This is a genomic window from Pradoshia sp. Z3_51 (assembly GCF_058215915.1).
The window spans coordinates 229385-250604 of the sequence record NZ_JBZAJC010000003.1 but is presented as its reverse complement, the minus strand read 5'-3'; the positions used below and the strand labels follow the sequence as shown (position 1 = coordinate 250604).

General features: G+C 39.6%; 15 protein-coding genes and 1 other annotated feature. All 15 genes read left to right on the top strand.

What is annotated here, in order from left to right; all coding sequences use genetic code 11:
* Positions 1 to 415 precede the first annotated feature (415 nt).
* Positions 416 to 1765: an APC family permease gene (locus AC4BHA_RS08380; protein WP_490551068.1), complete on the top strand. Its 1350-nt coding sequence runs from the start codon at positions 416 to 418 to the stop codon at positions 1763 to 1765.
* Between the two features lie 180 nt (positions 1766 to 1945).
* Positions 1946 to 3679, top strand: a complete 1734-nt coding sequence (locus AC4BHA_RS08375; protein WP_066109241.1) for an ABC transporter ATP-binding protein — start codon at positions 1946 to 1948, stop codon at positions 3677 to 3679.
* Positions 3669 to 5525: an ABC transporter ATP-binding protein gene (locus AC4BHA_RS08370; RefSeq protein WP_490558427.1), complete on the top strand. Its 1857-nt coding sequence runs from the start codon at positions 3669 to 3671 to the stop codon at positions 5523 to 5525. Before AC4BHA_RS08375 ends, AC4BHA_RS08370 begins: the two co-directional genes overlap by 11 nt.
* 224 nt (positions 5526 to 5749) lie before the next feature.
* Positions 5750 to 5938 (top strand): hypothetical protein, encoded by a 189-nt coding sequence (locus tag AC4BHA_RS08365; protein ID WP_066108679.1) that lies wholly within the window; start codon positions 5750 to 5752, stop codon positions 5936 to 5938.
* A 432-nt stretch (positions 5939 to 6370) separates the two neighbouring features.
* Positions 6371 to 6614, top strand: a binding site (T-box leader).
* Positions 6615 to 6706: 92 nt separating this feature from the next.
* On the top strand, positions 6707 to 8437 hold the full coding sequence (gene ilvB / locus AC4BHA_RS08360; protein ID WP_148630947.1) for an acetolactate synthase large subunit: 1731 nt from the start codon (positions 6707 to 6709) through the stop codon (positions 8435 to 8437).
* The gene (gene ilvN, locus AC4BHA_RS08355; protein ID WP_066108669.1) at positions 8434 to 8952 is read left to right on the top strand and encodes an acetolactate synthase small subunit; all 519 of its coding nucleotides are present in this window, start codon (positions 8434 to 8436) and stop codon (positions 8950 to 8952) included. Before ilvB ends, ilvN begins: the two co-directional genes overlap by 4 nt.
* A gap of 28 nt (positions 8953 to 8980) precedes the next feature.
* Positions 8981 to 10012 (top strand): ketol-acid reductoisomerase, encoded by a 1032-nt coding sequence (ilvC, locus tag AC4BHA_RS08350; RefSeq protein WP_066108666.1) that lies wholly within the window; start codon positions 8981 to 8983, stop codon positions 10010 to 10012.
* Positions 9999 to 11537 (top strand): 2-isopropylmalate synthase, encoded by a 1539-nt coding sequence (locus tag AC4BHA_RS08345; RefSeq protein ID WP_490558426.1) that lies wholly within the window; start codon positions 9999 to 10001, stop codon positions 11535 to 11537. Before ilvC ends, AC4BHA_RS08345 begins: the two co-directional genes overlap by 14 nt.
* Positions 11538 to 11560: 23 nt before the next feature.
* Positions 11561 to 12670: a 3-isopropylmalate dehydrogenase gene (gene leuB, locus AC4BHA_RS08340; protein WP_066108663.1), complete on the top strand. Its 1110-nt coding sequence runs from the start codon at positions 11561 to 11563 to the stop codon at positions 12668 to 12670.
* A 39-nt stretch (positions 12671 to 12709) separates the two neighbouring features.
* Entirely contained in the window at positions 12710 to 14134 is a 1425-nt protein-coding gene (gene leuC, locus AC4BHA_RS08335) for a 3-isopropylmalate dehydratase large subunit (RefSeq protein ID WP_490558425.1), read from the top strand.
* A 1-nt stretch (position 14135) separates the two neighbouring features.
* Positions 14136 to 14723 carry a 3-isopropylmalate dehydratase small subunit gene (gene leuD / locus AC4BHA_RS08330; RefSeq protein WP_490558424.1) on the top strand — a complete coding sequence of 196 codons (588 nt, stop codon included), beginning with the start codon at positions 14136 to 14138 and terminating at the stop codon, positions 14721 to 14723.
* A gap of 134 nt (positions 14724 to 14857) precedes the next feature.
* The gene (locus AC4BHA_RS08325) at positions 14858 to 15871 is read left to right on the top strand and encodes a tetratricopeptide repeat protein (protein ID WP_490558423.1); all 1014 of its coding nucleotides are present in this window, start codon (positions 14858 to 14860) and stop codon (positions 15869 to 15871) included.
* Positions 15872 to 16035: 164 nt separating this feature from the next.
* Positions 16036 to 17325: a trigger factor gene (tig, locus tag AC4BHA_RS08320; RefSeq protein WP_490558422.1), complete on the top strand. Its 1290-nt coding sequence runs from the start codon at positions 16036 to 16038 to the stop codon at positions 17323 to 17325.
* Between the two features lie 405 nt (positions 17326 to 17730).
* A complete protein-coding gene (gene clpX / locus AC4BHA_RS08315; RefSeq protein WP_066108651.1) occupies positions 17731 to 18990 on the top strand; it encodes an ATP-dependent protease ATP-binding subunit ClpX in 1260 nt (419 codons plus the stop codon).
* Between the two features lie 479 nt (positions 18991 to 19469).
* Positions 19470 to 21134 carry an ATP-dependent protease LonB gene (gene lonB / locus AC4BHA_RS08310; protein ID WP_066108648.1) on the top strand — a complete coding sequence of 555 codons (1665 nt, stop codon included), beginning with the start codon at positions 19470 to 19472 and terminating at the stop codon, positions 21132 to 21134.
* The last annotated feature ends 86 nt before the right edge of the window (positions 21135 to 21220 follow it).

Below are 21220 nucleotides of genomic sequence, written 5' to 3'. Positions count from 1 at the left end.
GATTCAATTTTTATTATAAATGTTTTTTGATTAGTGGTAAAATTTAACTATATGAAGATTCAGAACAAATTCTAAACTTTTATATAAGAGGTTAAAATATAAAACTCAAATGCTTATGTATATCCATAAAAAATAACGGTTTCAAGACTAGGTTTTGGAAAGGAAGCTAGTTCGTCATCAAGAGATATTAGAAACTAGAACATACCATACTCCTATAAAATATTGTGAGCAAATAATTAGTGAAGTAATTATTAAATAAAATAGGATAATTTAGGAGTGTATCAATTAATAAATTCAATTTTCGCTATACTAATATGATTAATAAATCAATAATTGTCTTGAATAACTTCTCTCTTTCGGATAACATTTTTAATATGTGAAATAAGGAACTTATTTTGAGAGGATTAATTAAGCCATGTCAAAACATCAAAAGAAGAACATCTATGCAGCGGGAGCTGTTTTAAAGAAAGAGATTGGTTTGAAAGAAGCCTTAACCATTGTAGTTGGGGTTGTAATTGGATCAGGTATATTTTTTAAAGCTACTCCAGTATTGGAAAGCGCCGGTTCTCCAGTTGCGGCTATTATAGCTTGGTTACTTGGGGGATTAATTACTCTTGCAGCTGCTCTGACGTTGGCTGAGATTGGCTCAGCTATACCGGAGACAGGTGGGGTATTCGCTTATTTGAAGGAGCTTTATGGAGAAAAATTTGCTTTCCTATTTGGATGGGTACAAGCGTTAATCTATATACCAGGCATTCTGGCGGCGCTATCCATCGTTTTTGCCACACAAGCAACATATTTTATGCCTATGACAGACCTCCAGCAAAAATTATTAGCGATTGGTATTTTAGTATTTGTGGCCGCACTAAATATCATCTCAACTAAACTTGGAGGCAGGATTCAGTTCATTTCTACGATAGCTAAAATGATTCCAATTATTGCCATTATCGTGTTTGGAATTATTCATGGAATGGGGAAAGAAACAGCATCGCTATTCTCGGGAGAATCTGTTCATAGCTTTACCCTAACTAGCTTTGGTGCTGCAATCCTAGGAACTTTGTTTGCCTATGAAGGCTGGGTGAGTGTTGGAAATATGGCTGGAGAAATGAAAAATCCTCAGCGCGACTTACCACGCTCTATTTTATTTGGAATGACAATTATTATTGCAGCTTATGTCCTAATAAACGTAGCCTTTTTCTCTGTTATGTCTGTTCAGGAGATTGTTTCGACAGAAAAAGTAGCAACGGATGCTGCTCTCATTCTTTTTGGAAGCGGCGGCTCAGCGATTATCTCGATAGGGATTCTAATCTCTATATTTGGTACATTGAACGGATATTTGATGACAGGTGTCCGAGTGCCATTTGCGATGGCACAAAGCAAGATCTTCCCGTTCCATCATGTTATGGGACGTGTTGAAAGCCGTACAAGTACACCGATTAATGTCTTTATTTTTGAAGTGGTCTTATCGATTATTTATATTTTATCTGGATCATTTAATACACTGTCTACTCTGGCCTTATTTGCCACATGGATTTTCTTTGTAATGGCCATTTACGGGGTTTTCATCCTTCGTAAAAAGCGTAAGGACTTAGTTCCGACTTATCGAGTTCCTTTCTATCCGTTTGTTCCGCTTGTCGGAATCATTGGTGGAGTATATATATTGGTATGTACGGTTTTTACCGATACCTTATATTCTTTAATTGGATTAGCGATTACCGCATTGGGTTATCCTGTATATCTCTATCTGAAAAAATCAAATATGTAAATATGAATACACACGGGTTTCCGATTAGGAAATTCCGTGTGTTTTTTTATCTATCTATATATAAAGCTCCTAAACTGTTTTTAAAAGGAAAGGTAAATTGGGCTTTTTACTTGTATGATTGAAAAGGTTTTAGCAAAATAAGGATGTAGTCATATGTCGGTAACGAAAAAAGGTGAAGGTATGGGGTATTTACGAAAATATATAAAGAAATATGGAGTTTTATTTACGGTTGCGATTCTATTTTTAATGGTTGAAGCCATTTGTGATTTGCTTCTGCCTACGATATTAGCAACGATGATTGATAAAGGTGTAGCAAATAAAGACCTTTCTTTTGTATTGGAAATGGGCGGAGTGATGTTAGTTGTTACGGCAGTAGGTGCGTTGGGTGCGATAAGCAGGAATATAATCTCCAGTAATATTTCGCAAAAAATGGGAGCCGAACTTCGCTCTGATTTATATAAAAAGATACAGTCTTTAAAACTCGTGCAAATGAACCGTTTTGAAGCAGCGACTCTAGTTACAAGGCTTACAAATGACGTAACGCAGGTGCAAGTATTTGTGAACGGCTTGATGAGAATTATGGTGAAGGCTCCATTGATTTGTATAGGGAGCATTATCATGGCAGTCCGTTTAAATGCTTCTATATCATGGATTCTATTAATTATTATTCCGATTGTAGCGGGTATCATTATGCTGAATCTGAAACTTAGCTTTCCTTTCTTTATCCGCGTTCAAAAAGTGACAGATCGCTTGAACGGGGTAATGAGAGAATATTTATCCGGCATACGGGTGATCAGGGCATTCAATCGTTCTAAGTTTGAGAAGGAGCGTTTTGAAGAACGGAATGATGATTTGGCAGAAACCTCTATTAAAGCTATGCGAGTAATGTCTGTATTTAGTCCTGGAATCATGCTAACCGTGAATTTTGGAATTGTGCTCGTCCTTTTAGTGGGCGGTTGGAATATAAATAATGGACAGATGCAGGTTGGACAAATTGTTGCCTATGTGAACTATATGACTCAAATCTTAGTATCTTTATCGATGATTTCAATGATATTTAATTTCTTTGTTCGGGCAAGGGTATCTGCCGGAAGGATTGGAGAAGTATTTAATACTGAGGAGCCTCCTTCAACACTTGATACATCTGGAAAAGCTATTGATAAAGAAGGTATCTTTTTTAATCAAGTTGGTTTTTCATACTTTGGAACGAAGGACTTTGTAGTAAAAGATGCTACCTTTCATGTAAATATGGGAGAGACAGTTGGGATAATAGGTTCAACCGGATCAGGAAAGAGCAGTCTGGTTAACTTGATTCCTAGATTGTATGAACCTTCTAAAGGTGCTATTTATATGAATGGGGTAAACATTCAAATGATGGACCCAGCTTTATTGAGAGAGTCTGTGGCATATGTGCCTCAGAAATCTATATTATTTACGGGAACGATTAAAGAAAATATACTTTGGGGAAATGGGAATGCCAGTATGGAAGAGGTGGTACAGGCAGCCAAGGCAGCCTGTGCCCATACATTCATAGAGGCTTTGCCCAATGGGTATGATACTCATCTTGGACAGGGCGGAATTAATCTTTCCGGTGGCCAAAAGCAAAGATTATCGATTGCCAGAGCCCTGTTGAAAAAATCATCTGTTTTAATTCTTGATGATTCAACCAGCGCACTTGATGCGGTCACGGAGAAGCAATTAAAGGAATCATTAGGGGAAAGAACGAAAGGGTCGATGATTTTTTTGATTGCCCAAAGAATAACCTCTGTTATGGATGCCGACAAAATTATCATTATGGATAATGGGAAAATAGTAGGTATTGGAAATCATGAAGAGTTAAAAACACATAATCCGGTTTATCAGGAAATTATACGTTCGCAAATAGGTGAGGAGATGGTTAGCCATGGCAAATAAATCGGAGAATGGAAGCAAGCCCTCACAGCCGCAAATGCCGAAACCAGGGGGAAGAGGCCATGGCCATGGTGCGGGCCGATTTGCTCCTGTAGAAAAACCTAAGGATTTTACGGGAACTCTTAAAAGGATTTGGGGATTTTTTGGGTCTGAAAAGAGAAGTCTGTGGATTATTTTTGGCTTTGTTGTTATTAGTTCAGCTATCAGCTTATTTGTTCCCTATTGGATTGGAAGAACGGTCGATACGATTGCGAAGGAATCAGTTGACCTGAACTTATTACATACGATGATTCTAATTTTGGCTGTGGTCTATGTAACAGATGGAATATCCAGTTTGCTCCAGGGCTGGATGATGGTCCGAGTTTCTCAGCGGGTTGTTCAATCTTTAAGAAGCAAGCTATTTCATAAGCTGCTTAAATTACCAATCGGTTATTTTGATTCGCATGCCCATGGCGATATGATGAGCAGAGTTACAAATGATATCGATAATGTCAGCAGTAGTATTTCTCAATCGACTACGCAGCTGATGGGTGGAGTCATCACAATAACGGGATCATTTATTATGATGCTAATATTGAGCCCCATTTTGACGGTTGCTGCATGTATTACGATACCATTTATGTATTTGCTGACGAAAATGATTGCTAAACGGACACGGGTTTTATTTCGGGAACAGCAAAAACATTTAGGCAAATTGAACGGACATATAGAAGAAACGATATCCGGAACGCTTATTATTAAAGCCTTTAATAGAGAAAATCAAGTGGTCGAGACGTTTGAAGAAATCAATGGTAAATTATTTGAATCAGGAAGGAAGGCACAAATCTGGTCAGGTTATTTAATGCCATTAATGAATGCAATTAATAATCTTGGACTGGCCGCGATTGCAATTGTAGGCGGTATCTTGGCTGTAAATGAAGCTGTAACGATTGGGGTGATCGCCAGTTTTGTCAGCTATTCAAGGCAGTTTACGAGACCGTTAAATGATTTGGCCAATATATTCAATCTATTTCAGTCTGCAGTTGCAGGTGCTGAACGGGTATTCCAGGTGATTGATGAGAATGAAGAGACAAAAGATGGCGAGCATGCGGTTCCACTCCGGCATTCAGAAGGAAATGTAACGTTTAAGAATGTTTCATTTGGATATGACGCAAATCACCCCATCTTAAAAAATATCAGTTTTGAAGCAAAAACGGGCAGCCACAATGCGCTAGTGGGACCAACTGGTGCAGGGAAGACAACCATTACGAATCTCTTAACCAGATTTTATGAGGTATCTGAAGGGAGCATCTTAATCGATGGGGTAGATATTCGTGATTATACAAGAGAGAGCTTAAGAGATACGTTTGGGATTGTGCTGCAGGACACGTATTTGTTTACGGGAACCATTAAAGAGAATATAAAATATGGCCGGTTGGATGCTACAGATGAAGAAATGATTGAAGCTGCCAGAACGGCAAATGCTCATTATTTTATTACAAGACTTCCAAATGGCTACGATACGATGCTTCTAGAAAATGGCTCGAATCTCAGCCAAGGGAACAAGCAGCTGCTAGCTATTGCCCGGGCAATATTAAAGGATCCAGCAATCCTGATCCTGGATGAGGCAACGAGCAGTGTAGATACGAGAACAGAGCTTGCCATACAGAATGCTATGCGTAAAGTGATGAGAGGACGTACCAGCTTTGTGATTGCACACAGGCTCAGTACGATTCGCGAGGCAGATAAGATTATGGTCATTGATGACGGCCAAGTCAAAGAGAGTGGAACGCATGAAGAATTATTACGTCATAAAGGTCGATACAGTGAAATGTATGATAGCCAGTATAAAAATATCCAGACTTCATAATGTGAAATCCTGTGGTAATTGATCCGCAGGATTTTTTATTGAATTATATGTAAATAATATGGAAATTATATGCTACTATTAAAATAGTATTTAAGAAGGAGTTCGATTGCTTTGAAAAAAAGACGACCCTGATACTATTTGTCCTTTCATTCATCTATCTATCATTGGCCCAAGTATTAAGTTGGAATAAATACTTTGTTGTTTGGGAGGGTAAGGTATATGAAATGAAGGAAGATGAGGCAATAGATCCTCGGAAAATTGGTAAATACATAGGCAAGGTGGAGTCAATAGCAGATGACGATACCGGACAATATAAAGGGAATGGCTCTAACATATACCCTGTAGGCACTAAGTATTATAAATTGAATAATCAATCTTCTGATTCTGCCATTGCTGTTGAAATCGGTAACTAAAAATGGAAGAAAGCCGAGTTTATCCATGAAGCACCGTTCCGTTTTACCGACCTGTTTGGGAAATACTTGCCTTATACACTTTTAGCAGCTATTGTATTTATTATTTTAGTGAAATTTATACCCAGAATCAGAGTGTCACAATAAATTCCAGAGCTTATAGGCTCTTTTTTTGTGTAAAAAATAGAGATGAAATTTCATTTATTTCTTTTAATTACAAATGATATTGCGATGATAAAAATTTAAAAATAGGAAAACCGCTTAGCAAAAACAATGAAAGCGCATACAATTATTCAGAATTAATTAAATAGTCTAATAATTTAGAAAAATCAGTTGACTATGTGTCTGGAAGGTCGTATTATAAATTTCAACGAGATAACAAATTAGTAATTATTTGGATTTATAATAGTGGAACTAATAACAAGAATTTAATAAGTAGAAGCGATGATAAGGATAAGTAGTAAGTGGGCTGAACAGTTACAGAGAGCCGATGGTGCTGAGAATCGGTACTGTTTCCAAGTATGAACTCCCCTTTGAGCGTCTGTATGAACTCTCCAGTAATACAGACCGGGTTTGACCGATCAACCCGTTATCAAAAGTAAAGAGTGCATGATTGATGAAATCAATTATGAATTAGGGTGGTACCATGGAAAGGACAACAAGCCTTTTCATCCCTGCGTTTCAATTGGGAAACGTATGTGATGAAAAGGCTTTTTTATTTTTAAAAAAGACCTGGCAAATAAGCCTATCACTAAACAGGAGGTAGATTCCATGTTGGAGAAAACAGCTCTTGCTGAGAAGAAAAGCCTACAAACTGAAATAAAAATCAGCGGAGCCGAGATGTTGGTCAATGCCCTGAAAAAGCAAGGAGTGGAGGTTTTATTTGGATACCCCGGAGGTGCCGTTCTACCCATTTATGATGCACTTTATAAATCGGGATTGAAGCATGTGTTGCCAAGACATGAGCAAGGCGCAATCTATGCGGCTGAAGGATATGCAAGGATAAGTGGAAAGCCTGGAGTGGTAATTGCTACCTCTGGTCCCGGAGCAACCAATATTGTCACAGGTCTTGCTGATGCCATGATGGATTCCTTGCCTTTAGTCGTTTTTACCGGTCAGGTTGGTACAGGAGTAATCGGAACAGATGCTTTTCAGGAGGCAGATATTTTAGGAGTTACAACACCGATCACAAAGCATAATTATCAAATTCGAAATACGGCAGATATTCCAAGAATCGTGAAGGAGGCCTTTCATATTGCTTCAACAGGACGGCCAGGGCCAGTCCTCATTGATATTCCGAAAGATATGGCTCAGCTCGTAGCAATAGAAGAGGAACCTGAGACAATCCATTTGCCGGGATATCAGCCAAAGTATGAACCTAATTATTTGCAGATTAGAAGACTCGTAGAAGCAGTCAGTTCTTCTAAGAAACCCGTTTTCTTGGCTGGTGCAGGTATCCTTCATGCGAAAGCCTCAAAGTACTTACTTGAATATGCTGAGCAACAGCAAATCCCAGTCGTTAATACATTATTGGGACTTGGCAGTTTTCCTCCGAGTCATCCGCTTTACATCGGAATGGGAGGGATGCACGGAATATACGCAGCCAATATGGCACTGTCTGAATGTGACCTATTAATCAATATTGGTGCCAGGTTTGACGATCGTTTAACAGGTAATCTATCAAAATTTGCACCGCATGCAATGGTTGCCCATATAGACATTGATCCTGCTGAAATCGGTAAAAATGTTCCGACGGCTATCCCGGTTGTAGGAGATGCCAGGCATGCTCTGAAGCATTTAATCAAGCAGAATGGCAAACAGCCAGATAACGAGGGCTGGAGGAAGCAAATTCAGAATTGGCTGGAGGATGCACCATTCTATTATGACAAGGGGAACGGTCAGCACCTGAAACCACAGAGAATTATGGAAATGATTTATGAAATGAGTAATGGGGATGCCATCGTGACAACCGATGTTGGTCAGCATCAAATGTGGGCTGCCCAGTATTATCCTTTTAAGCGTCCGAATGCATGGGTAACCTCCGGAGGACTTGGTACGATGGGGTTTGGATTACCGGCTGCGATTGGAGCACAAATTGCTGAACCAGATGATTTGGTTATCTCCGTAAATGGTGATGGGGGTATCCAAATGTCCATTCAGGAACTTGCTGTTATCGCAGAACTGAACTTGCCAGTAAAAATTATCATTATCAATAATGGTTCTCTTGGAATGGTACGCCAATGGCAGGAAATCTTTTATGAATCCCGATACTCAGAAAGTGTATTTCGTTCCCAGCCCTCCTTCAGCAAGCTGGCTGAAGCTTATGGAATAAAGGGATTCGATATCCGGACGGAGGAAGAAGCTGAAAGGGTATTTAACGAAGAATTTAGTAAAGATAGTCCAGTACTAATCAATATTTTTGTAGAACCTAAAGAAAATGTATACCCAATGGTTGCACCTGGAAAGGGAATTAATGAAATGGTAGGGGTGAAGAAAAATTGAAAAGGATCATCACTTTAACCGTTCTAAACAGACCGGGTGTCCTTAACCGGATTACCAATTTATTTACGAAACGAAATTATAATATTGAAAGTATTACGGTAGGGCAATCCGAAATGGAGGAGAGAGCGCGAATAACTTGTGTTGTAAACGTCGAATCCGTGCAAATTGCAGAACAAATTACCAAACAATTAAATAAACAGATTGATGTCATAAAGGTACAGGACATAACAGATCAATCCGTTGTAGCCAGGGAGCTTGCGTTAGTAAAAGTAACAGCCACTCCCCAATCGAGAAGTGAGATTTACTCACTCATTGAGCCTTTTAGAGCTTCGGTTATTGATATTGGCAAAGAAAGTCTTGTGATTCAAATAACCGGTGAATCAAATAAAATAGAAGCTTTTATCGAATTAGTCAAGCCGTACGGAATTAAGGAATTAGCTAGAACAGGCACTACCGCTTTTGCCCGCTCCACTCAAATGGGCAACCAGGGAACAAAGAATTATTCAATTGTCTAAATAAAAATGAAAAAGGGAGAGAACAATTATGGCAAAAATGTACTATCAAAATGAAGCAAATGAAGCAGCTTTATCAAATAAAAAGGTAGCAGTTATTGGATATGGATCACAGGGGCATGCCCATGCACAGAACTTACGGGAAAGCGGATTTGAAGTAGTTATTGGATTGCGAGAGGGTAAATCTTGGAACCAGGCGGTTGAAGATGGATTTGATGTTAAATCTGTTAGGGAAGCAAGCGAGGAAGCAGATGTAATCATGATTCTCTTACCGGATGAACATCAAACAAAAGTATATAAAGCAGAGATTGAACCAGTCTTGCGGAAAGGTCATACACTGATGTTCGCTCATGGTTTCAATGTCCATTATCATCAAATTGTTCCTCCGGCATTTGTAGATGTATCCCTAGTGGCGCCAAAAGGACCGGGCCATTTAGTCAGAAGGACATTTGAACAAGGGGCAGGTGTTCCAGCATTATTTGCCATCTATCAGGATGTGTCAGGTGAAGCAAGAGAAGTTGCATTGGCTTACGCAAAAGGGATTGGAGCACTTAGGGCAGGAGCTCTTGAAACTACATTCAAGGAAGAGACCGAAACAGATTTATTTGGAGAACAGGCAGTACTTTGCGGGGGACTTACCTCCTTGGTAAAGGCAGGTTTTGAAACGCTGACGGAAGCTGGCTATCAGCCTGAGCTTGCTTACTTTGAATGTTTACATGAATTGAAATTAATTGTTGATCTCATGTATGAAGGCGGCATGGAAGGGATGCGCTATTCCATTTCTGATACCGCTCAATGGGGTGATTTTGTTTCAGGTCCCCGCGTAGTTGGCCCGGCTGTTAAAGAAGAAATGAAGCAAGTGTTAAAAGAAATTCAGAATGGCACATTTGCAAAAGGATGGCTGCTTGAAAATCAAGTGAACAGACCTGTATTTAACGCGACACAGGCACAGGAAAATGCACATCCAATTGAACAGGTAGGCAGAGAACTTCGTCAAATGATGCCATTTATTCAACAGCAAAAAAAGAAACAGAAAGAAGTGGTCGGCAGTGCGAAAAATTAATATTTTTGACACGACCTTACGTGATGGAGAACAATCTGCCGGAGTCACTCTTAATTTGACCGAAAAACTGGAGATAGCCAAACAATTAGAAAAAATGGGTGTAGATATCATTGAGGCTGGTTTTCCCGCAGCCTCTCCAGGAGATTTCGAATCAGTGAAGAAAATTGCTGATTTAGTCAAAAATTCAACGGTAACAGGACTGGCAAGATCTGTGGAAAGTGATATTGATGCAGTGTGGGGAGCTTTAAAGCAAACGGCCGACCCGAGGATACATGTCTTTCTTGCTACATCACCCATACACAGGCAGTATAAGCTGAAAATGACGGAGGATCAGGTAGTTGAAGCTGCCGTGGCTTCGATCCGTTATGCTTCGAAGTATTTCCCGGTTATTCAATGGTCAGCTGAAGATGCTTGCCGAACAGAGCTTCCATTCCTGGCTCGGATTGTGGAAGAAGCTATCAAAGCCGGAGCAAAGATCATCAATATCCCGGATACGGTTGGTTATATCACACCGAAAGAATACAGTGAAGTCTTCCGATATCTAGTGAGCCACGTTCCATCTATAGATCAGGTTACGTTGTCTGCCCATTGCCATGACGATTTAGGATTGGCGACCGCCAATTCTATGGCAGCGATTCTGGCCGGAGCGACTCAGATAGAAGGTACCATTAATGGAATTGGTGAACGGGCCGGGAATACTGCACTGGAAGAAGTAGCGCTTGGCCTATATACAAGAAAAGATTTTTATCAGGCAGAAACCGGCTTGGTTCTTAGTGAAATTAAACGTACAAGTGAATTGGTCAGTAAACTGACAGGTATGGTAATCCCGCCAAATAAAGCTGTAGTAGGTAAAAATGCCTTTGCACATGAATCCGGCATTCATCAAGACGGTGTGCTTAAAGAGAAAACAACCTACGAGATAATTGAACCTGAATTAGTTGGATTAAGTTCTAACTCCATGGTGCTTGGTAAGCATTCAGGCCGGCATGCATTCCGTACAAAATTAGAAGAGTTAGGCTTCCCTGTGTCGGATGAAGAAGTTAATCACCTTTTCAAAGTATTCAAGGATCTCGCAGATCGTAAGAAAGAAATGACAGATGATGATATTGTCGCGTTAGTACTGGAAGAGAAAGTAACAAAAGAGGATAACTATTATGAATTAATTTCCATTCAGGTTCAATACGGAACCAATCAGATTCCTACAGCAACCGTTACATTGTCAGGGGTAAATAACGACAGAATACAGGAGGCCTCCACTGGAGCAGGGAGTATTGAAGCGTTATACAATACGCTCGAGCGTTGCATCCAGAAACCAGTTAAGCTGCAGGATTACCGTATTCAATCAGTTGGCGGCGGCAGAGATGCGTTGGCACAGGTGTTTGTAAGAATTATTTATCAGGGAGTGGAAACAAGCGGACGGGGATTAGCCCAGGATGTGTTGGAAGCGTCGGCCAAAGCGTATTTAAATGCTATTAACCGAGTGATTTTAACAGTAGAGCACCAATCAATGGTGATCACGAATTAATCAATAAGGGGGATTTCTTCGATATGAAAAAAAACATTGCTGTATTGCCGGGTGACGGAATTGGACCAGAAATTATGATAGGAGCCCTCGAAATCCTCAATGCTATTGGTGAACGATTCGGGCATGAATTCGTCTTTGAATATGGGCAAATTGGCGGGGCAGCGATTGACACGGAGGGTACCCCTTTATCTGAAAAAACGATTGACCTTTGTAAACGAAATGATGCCGTGTTACTTGGAGCAGTTGGCGGTCCGAAATGGGATCATAATCCCCCGGAGATGCGACCTGAGCAAGGGCTGTTAAAAATCCGCAAAGAGTTAAATTTATACGCAAATATGCGTCCAATCAGTTATTATGCCAGCATCGAGGATTCATCACCTTTGAAAAAAGAAATCATTGATGGTACGGATTTTTTAATCGTGAGGGAACTAACGGGCGGGTTATATTTTGGCAAACCGAGTAAGCGTAATTATCATGATGGCATGGAATCTGCTGTCGATACTCTGTATTACGAACGCGAAGAAGTAAAGCGGATTATCACACTCGCTTTTGAATTGGCAAAGGAACGAAAAGGAAAGGTAACATCCGTTGATAAGGCAAATGTATTAGAATCAAGCCGAATGTGGAGAGAGGTGGCAGAAGAAGTAGCCAGTGAGTATCCAAAAGTGAAGCTTGAGCATATGCTCGTAGACAACGCAGCGATGCAGCTTATCCGTAATCCAAGGCAATTTGACATATTGGTGACTGAAAATATGTTTGGTGATATTTTGAGCGATGAGGCAAGTGTCTTAACTGGTTCACTTGGAATGCTCCCTTCAGCAAGTCTTTCTGAAAATGGTTTGCATTTATATGAACCAATTCACGGCTCTGCCCCGGATATCGCAGGCCAGGATAAAGCTAATCCAATTGCAATGATTCTGTCTGTTGCATCGATGCTTCGCCATTCCTTCCAAATGGAAGAAGAGGCAAGTATAGTGGAACAAGCGGTGAAAAATGTACTGGACTCCGGCAAACATACAATAGATATATCAGGAGATGGAAAAGTGCTGTCAACTACGGAAATGGCCAGGGCTATTAAGGAAGAAATTTTGCAGAAGGACGCTATTTTTCACATTATGGAAGCGTACGCGTAAAAAAAATTAAAGGTATCAATAAAATGAGGAGGGATCTATGTGGGTAAATCGATCGTGGATAAAATCTGGGAAAATCATATAGTGCACAAGGAGGCGGGAAAACCAGATTTATTATACATCGATCTGCATCTCGTTCATGAAGTGACTTCTCCTCAGGCATTTGAGGGTCTTCGCCTAAAGAAAAGAAAGGTACGCAGACCAGATTTGACCTTTGCAACAATGGATCATAATGTCCCCACCATTAATCGTTTTGTAATAACAGATGAGGTGGCGAAAAGGCAATTGACAGCACTTGAACGGAATTGCCAGGAATTTGGAGTACCTTTAGCAGGCCTTGATAGTGAAGACCAGGGAATTGTCCATGTGATTGGACCTGATTTAGGCTTAACCTGGCCGGGAAAAACCATTGTTTGCGGCGACAGTCATACATCTACACATGGTGCATTTGGTGCATTGGCCTTTGGAATTGGCACGAGCGAAGTGGAGCATGTATTAGCGACGCAAACCATTTGGCAAAACAAACCGAAAACGATGAAAATTGAAATAAACGGTTCACTCCAAAATGGGGTTACTGCAAAGGATGTCATTTTATTTATCATCACTCAAAATGGAACGAACTTTGGTAACGGCTATATTTTGGAATATGCAGGCGATGTAGTACGTAATATGTCGATGGAAGAGCGCATGACTATGTGTAATATGTCTATTGAAGGCGGCGCTCGTGCCGGTCTGGTTAGCCCGGATGAAACTACTTTTTCTTATATGAAGGGCCGGAAATATGCTCCCGTGCCGGACGAATTCGAGGAATATTGTAAGCGGTGGTCAGAATTGGCCAGTGATGCTGATGCATATTATGACAAAGTAATCTACATGAATGGAGATGATATTTCTCCTATGGTCAGTTGGGGTACCAATCCTGGGATGTGCAGCCCGGTAACTGGGAATATCCCTCATTCAAATTCAATGAAGCCAGCAGCAGCCAAAACATTACAGCGAGCGCTAGAATACATGGGTCTTAAAGAAGGTCAGGCAATTACAGATATACCGGTTCAGCATGTATTTATTGGTTCCTGCACAAATTCCAGGATAGAAGATTTAAGGGAAGCGGCTGAAATTATCGATGGTAATAGGGTTGCTGCAGGAGTGAGAGCAATGGTCGTTCCAGGCTCACAGGCTGTTAAGAAGATGGCAGAGGAAGAAGGTCTGGATACGATTTTCAAAGCAGCTGGATTCGAATGGAGAGAAGCAGGCTGCAGCATGTGCTTAAGTATGAATCCAGATGTGGTGCCGGCAGGTGAACATTGTGCTTCCACGTCGAACCGTAATTTTGAAGGAAGACAGGGCACTGGAGCAAGAACGCATTTAGTATCTCCGCGCATGGCAGCAGCGGCAGCGATTTACGGAAAGTTTGTAGATATCAGAGAAGCGGTGAATCCTATGATTTCTGGAAAAGGAGGTCACTAAAATGGAAAAAATGACAGTCTATACAGGTAAACCTGTTATTCTTGAACGCGATCATGTCGATACAGATCAGATTATACCGAAGCAGTTCCTAAAGCGCATTGAGCGTACCGGGTTTGGCAGGTATGTGTTTTTTGACTGGCGTTTTCATACAGATGGAACCGAGCGAGACGATTTTGAACTGAATCAGCCTGAAGCTAAAGGTGCGACCATTTTGTTGGCAGGTGAAAATTTTGGATGTGGATCCTCTCGTGAGCATGCCCCATGGGCACTGGGGGATTATGGGTTTAAAGTAATTTTAGCTTCCTCCTTTGCAGATATTTTTCATCAAAACTGTTTGCAAAATGGAATACTGCCGATAACCTTAGAAAAAGAGACTCTTGCTTCACTAAAGGAATTTATACGTAAAACACCGTTGGATCTAACGGTTGATCTACCTAATCAAGAATTGAGAGCACAAGAAAACGTACTTGCTCGATTTGATATTCATCCATATTGGAAGAACATGCTGATTAATGGTTGGGATGAAATTGAACTAACGCTTCAGTATAATGAAGAAATCATTCAATACGAACAGAGAATACTGGCATAGACTACAAGATATATAGTCTATGTTTTTTTGCGTTTCATTGTTTATTGAGTGAATAACAGAAAGATTTTTTGTTTTTCATGGAAAGGCATGCTAAACTAACGACAATTAATTCAAAAAAATCAAGGCGGTTTGTTATGAAGAACACAAAAAGTGAACGAAAGGATGAAAAGGTAATTCCTTTTCCTAATCTGGCACAATTGCTCCTCAAAAAAGGTATGCAAGCCATGGAGGAGAAAAAATTCAAAAATGCCCGTGAATTATTTGGCCAGGCGTATGAATTGGAACCGGAAGATGAAGATATCAATATCGGATTGGCTCTGTCACTTGTAGAGCTCGGGAATTACCAAGATGCAAAAGCTATAGTGAATACGATGATGGGAAATGGAATTGGAGAGTATTTTCATGTCATCAATATTTATTTAATGATCCTTCTGCAATTAAATGAACATCGCGAGATTATATCGGTAGTCGAAGCGTTATTGGAAGAAAATCAAGTACCTGAAGGCAGAGTTGAATCATTAGAACATCTATTGGCTATGAGTAAACGAATTGTGGAACAGGGCAGCGAACAGGAATATTCAGATGATTTTCCTGAATTTAAAGTCGAATCACCTCAAATTCAGGAGGAAGAAATAAAAGTTATTTTGGAAACCGGAACGATGCAAGAGCAATTTTTTATGCTATCTTCACTTGCAGGGCAAAATATTAGACCGTGGGTAGGGCTGCTTTGCCAATATTTAATAGAAGAAAAACATCCTTTTTTAAAAACCTTTACTTTATCCATATTAAAAGAGCAGGAAGTGGATAAGATTGTAGAGGTGGATAAGTTCGGTCAAACTATTACAGTGAATATAGTAGACTTACCAATTGTTGAAGAAACGCATTTTTTATCTGACATACATAAAACCTTACGTGACAGGTTGGAAAATAATAATCCTATCATGTTCGAACAGGCAATGGAAATGGTTAAAAGGCATAATATCCTGCTTTATCCATTGAATATACCGAATCTCGAAGGATGGGCAGAAGGCTATTATCGAATTGTGTCGGAAGCCTATGGAATCGATTTGAAGGAGCCTGATGAAAGGATAAATATAATTATAGAGGAAATCAGGAATCTAGAGGGGATGACTTTCCCTGTTATTTGAGGGTCCAAGTCTTGAAACGTAGGAAACCTATGTTATAATATAGTGGTTGCAATATGCATTGGTACAGTAAGGCTGTACTGCCTAAGATCAATAAATCTAGTTGCACATAATATCGTGTTAAGAGAAAACGATTATTAGGAAATATATATAGTGGAGGGAAAACCATGTCTGCAAAATGGGAAAAGCTTGAAGGGAACAGCGGTGTATTAACTGTTGAAGTACCGGTTGAAAAAGTAAACGAAGGCTTAGATTCAGCATTCAAAAAAGTGGTTAAACAAGTACAAGTGCCAGGATTCCGTAAAGGAAAAATGCCTCGTGCATTATTTGAAAAGAAATTTGGCGTTGAGTCTCTTTACCAAGACGCATTAGATTTTATTCTTCCAGAAGCATACGCTAATGCAATTGAAGAAACTAAAATCGAGCCGGTTGATCGTCCAGAAATCGATATCGAAAAAATGGAAAAAGGCGAAGCTCTTATTTTCAAAGCAACTGTTACTGTGAAGCCAGAAGTTAAACTTGGCGAATACAAAGGTATTGAAGTTACACAACTTGATACTGAAGTAACTGATGAAGATATCGAAAAAGAAATCAAAACTTTACAAGAGCGTAACGCAGAGCTTGTAATCAAAGAAGAAGGACAAGCTGAGACTGGTGATACTGTAGTTTTAGACTTTGAAGGATTCGTTGATGGCGAAGCATTCGAAGGCGGACAAGCAGATAATTACTCCTTAGAACTTGGTTCTAACTCTTTCATTCCAGGATTTGAAGAGCAATTGGTTGGTCTTGAAGTTGGTGGAGAAAAAGATGTTGAAGTTACTTTCCCAGAAGAATATCATGCTGCAGAATTAGCAGGAAAACCAGCTGTATTCAAAGTGAAAATTCATGAAATCAAAACAAAACAATTACCTGAGTTAGATGATGAATTTGCTAAAGATGTTGATGAAGAAGTAGAAACATTGGAAGCACTTAAAGAAAAAATCAAAACTCGTTTAGTTGAGTCTAAAAACCATCAAGCAGAGCACCATGTAAAAGACACAGTTATCGAAAAAGCGGCAGAAACTGCAGAAATCGATATTCCAGAAGCAATGATCGACACTGAAACAGATCGTATGATTCAAGAATTTGAACAACGTCTTCAAGCTCAAGGTATGACTCTTGACATGTACTTCCAATTCTCTGGCCAAGACAAAGATGCTCTTAAAGGTCAAATGAAAGAGGAAGCTGAAAAGCGTGTACGCATCAACTTAACTCTTGAAGCAATCGCTAAAGCAGAGAACCTTGAAGTTACTGAAGAAGAAATCAACACTGAAGTACAAGCAATGTCTGAGCAATATGGCCTGACTGCTGAACAAATCATCCAAGCGCTTGGCGGAACTGAAAGTGTTAAAGGTGACTTATTAGTAAGAAAAGCAATCGACGTATTAGTTGATAACAGCAAAACAGTAGAAGCTTAATACACATATTAAATAACAAAACAAGGTGCGATTTTATCGTACCTTGTTTTATACATACTATACATACTAATTGCAGGGCCAAAGTTTCGAGAAGATTCGACTTTTAGAATCGAAATATTTTAACACATACATAATTGCTTTTTTCATGAATTAAGTGTAGATTAATTCTAAATAAATAGGATTTAAAACTCTTCCATTTTTGATTTCCAGGATTGAAAGGAGTCAAGAATGGATATTATGTACATATACATAAGGAACAATTAGTTTGGCAAATGAGTACGGCCTTTTTCTTACCTTATATGGGGCAATGTATGTTACAATCCTTACATACCCTTCATTAGTTAATCTGGATCGTAAAGAATTGCAGATTTCATGATAGAGTTCATAATACCAAGGGGTGAAACTATGTTTAAATTTAATGATGAGAAAGGGCAATTGAAGTGTTCTTTCTGTGGGAAAACTCAAGAACAAGTCCGAAAACTCGTAGCGGGTCCAGGTGTTTATATATGTGATGAGTGCATAGAGTTATGCACTGAAATTGTAGAAGAAGAACTGGGTACTGAAGAAGAAGTTGAGTTAAAAGATATACCAAAACCAATGGAGATCTTAGAAATCCTTGATGAATATGTTATTGGTCAAAAAGGTGCTAAAAAATCCTTGGCAGTAGCCGTTTATAATCACTATAAACGTGTAAATTCTAATAGCAAAATTGAAGATGTAGAATTATCTAAATCCAATATTTGCTTAATCGGGCCTACTGGAAGCGGGAAAACACTTCTTGCTCAAACTTTAGCCAGATTATTAAATGTACCATTTGCCATTGCAGATGCTACGTCATTAACTGAAGCTGGTTACGTGGGTGAAGATGTTGAAAATATCTTACTTAAGCTAATTCAGGCTGCTGATTACGATGTAGAGAAAGCTGAAAAAGGCATTATATACATTGATGAAATCGATAAAATTGCACGTAAATCTGAAAACCCATCCATTACACGAGATGTTTCAGGTGAAGGTGTACAGCAGGCGTTGCTGAAAATTCTTGAAGGCACAGTGGCAAGCGTTCCGCCACAAGGAGGAAGAAAGCATCCTCATCAAGAATTCATCCAAATTGATACAACGAATATTCTATTCATTTGCGGTGGTGCATTTGATGGAATCGAACCGATTATTAAACGCCGTCTTGGCCAAAAAGTTATCGGTTTTGGATCAGTTAAAGAAGAAGTTGAAGATAAAAACTTGTTAACTAAAGTTCTTCCTGAAGACATGCTTCGTTTTGGATTAATTCCAGAATTTATCGGACGTTTGCCGGTAATTGCTACACTTGAGCAATTAGATGAGGATACATTAATCCAAATCCTTACTAAGCCAAAAAATGCGCTTGTTAAGCAATTCCAAAAAATGCTTCAACTTGATGACGTAGAACTCGAATTTGAGGACGGAGCGTTGTTAGAAATTGCGAAAAAAGCAATTGAGCGTAAAACAGGTGCACGTGGACTTCGTTCCATTATTGAGGGAATTATGCTGGATGTCATGTTTGAACTTCCTTCCCGTAATGATATTAAAAAATGTATCATTACAGCTGAAGTGATCTCTAAAGGCGAATCTCCAAAAATAATTCTTGTTGATGGAACAACTGAAACAGTTGAAAAGAAAACATCTGCTTGATAAAGATATAAGTTGTAGAAGAGGCCAATCAAAATCTTGATTGGCCTTTTTTGTATTGCAAATGACGTAATTTACAGGTTATCTATTCTTAAATGGATACATGTTTGGAGAGTTAGAAGAAAACAATTGCTTTTATAGGAAGAATAATAAGAGATTGACCCGATTGGAGTAGGAATCCAGCTGATTCCTTCATTAATCCAGCCAATTTTAGATTTTATCCAGCCAAATTCAGCACTAATCCAGCCAATTCAGCTCAAATTCCAGCCAAACGCTAAAGTAGATGGCAGGTTTTGGTGTAGATATATAGAGCTTGAGTCATAAGGATAGCCACCCACTGCGGGAGGAAAGAACACATCTGTGCGCCTCCTCTTATGCTTGTCGAAGCTGATCAGTCGGCTCAGCTTTTTGATGTTTATTCCATCCTTTCTAGGGAGATACTAGCTTGTATCTCAACGATGTGATTTCAGGAGGGTGCTTATATGAGTTGGACTGGTGTGGTTATTGTTATCCAGCTGTTCTTTGGAATAGTGATTGGCATGTATTTTTTAAATTTGTTAAAGGGTCAAAGGGTACAAAAGGTTTCGATTGATCGAGAGGCTAAGAAGGAGATGGATCAGCTTCATCGAATGAAGTCTATCTCATTAACTGAGCCGCTTTCCGAAAAGGTAAGACCAGCACGGTTTGATGATATTATTGGTCAGAAGGATGGAATCAAGGCACTAAAGGCAGCACTTTGTGGGCCAAATCCACAGCATGTACTAATTTATGGTCCGCCTGGAATTGGGAAAACGGCCGCTGCGCGACTGGTGCTGGAAGAGGCTAAAGCAAATATGAAATCTCCATTCAGGCAAACCGCAACATTTGTAGAATTGGATGCCACAACAGCCAGATTTGATGAGAGAGGAATTGCTGACCCACTTATAGGCTCTGTTCATGACCCAATCTATCAGGGCGCCGGAGCAATGGGCCAGGCAGGTATTCCACAGCCAAAACAGGGGGCAGTTTCAAATGCTCATGGCGGTGTCTTATTTATTGATGAAATTGGAGAATTGCATAATATACAAATGAACAAATTATTGAAGGTATTGGAAGATCGGAAAGTACATTTTGAAAGTGCATACTATAATGAAGAGAATCCGAATATACCAAAACATATACATGAAATTTTTCAAAATGGATTGCCTGCTGATTTTAGGCTTGTTGGGGCTACAACGAGAACACCTTCTGAAATTCCGCCTGCGATTCGTTCCAGATGCATGGAGATTTTTTTTCGTGAATTAAATCAGGAGGAACTGAAAAAGGTGGCCAAAAATGCAGTTGAACGGGTGTCCTTAGAGATTAGTGATGAGGCGCTTAATGTCATTGGTAATTTTGCCAGCAATGGACGGGAAGCTGTAAATATGGTTCAGAGTGCCGCAGGTTTAGCCATTACAGAAAATAGAGATTATATTAAAGATGAAGATATTGAATGGATTGTTCAATCCAGCCAAATGTCTCCTAGATATCAAAGCTTTATTGCGAAAGAATCTGCCGTTGGTGTTGTAAATGGTCTGGCTGTAACCGGACCAAGCTCAGGGGCGTTACTTGAGATTGAAGTTACGGTTATTGATGCGGTTGATAAGGGATCAGTTAATATAACTGGAATCGTAGAAGAAGAAAGTATTAATAGTGCAGGAAAATCCATCAGAAGAAAAAGCATGGCTAAGGGATCGATTGAAAATGTGGTGACTGTCCTGAGAACGATTGGCGTACCAGCTGACAAATTTGATATCCATGTTAATTTTCCGGGCGGTATACCGATTGATGGTCCTTCGGCAGGCATTGCTATGGCCGTTGGGATTTACTCAGCTATCTATCAAATACCGGTAAAAAATAATGTTGCAATGACAGGAGAAATCAGCATTCACGGGAAGGTTAAGCCGGTTGGCGGTGTGTTTACGAAAGTGACAGCAGCTAAGTTAGCGGGAGCCGATGTAGTTCTGATTCCGGAAGAAAATATACAAGCCCTGTTAAACCAAGTCGAAAATATTGAAATTAAACCTGTCAGGAACTTAAAGGAAGTATTTCAACTAGTATTCGATCGTACAGCGGCCATTGATACTATTATTGAAAATATGCCACTTTCTGAACGGGAAAGCGGCTGAGGGAACAAAATTAAAAGGCTTGCATCAGAGCGAGCCTTTTTTTTGTCTTACTAATAATGAGAGTGGGAAATTTTGTTACCTTAAAA